General features: G+C 51.4%; 1 protein-coding gene. It reads right to left on the reverse strand.

Annotation, left to right across the window (positions count from 1 at the left end):
* A partial coding sequence (locus ACSNOG_RS33745; protein ID WP_436756477.1) for an apiosidase-like domain-containing protein occupies positions 1 to 236 on the reverse strand: 236 nt, incomplete at its 3' end.
* Between the last annotated feature and the right edge of the window lie 13 nt (positions 237 to 249).

The raw sequence follows: 249 nt of genomic DNA on the forward strand, positions 1-249 counted from the left end.
TAGTCGGCCTCAATCCAGGTGTAATTGTTTCTTACTCCGTCTCCATGACCGGACTGAACCATGTTGAAATCCAGCCAGTCTTCCTCATGGACATGATAGGATGAGGAAGATGAGCCTTTGGGATGGAAGGTCATCAGGCGTTCTCCGCCCCCGTCTTTTAAGCCCCTAGCCATTTCCTGAATGATGTTAAAATGTCGCCGGTTCTGCAGCGGCCGGTCTCCCCCGAGTACCCAAATAACGTTGGTATGC

The sequence above is a fragment of the Streptomyces sp. URMC 124 genome (assembly GCF_051386455.1).
Classification (GTDB): Bacteria; Actinomycetota; Actinomycetes; order Streptomycetales; family Streptomycetaceae; genus Streptomyces.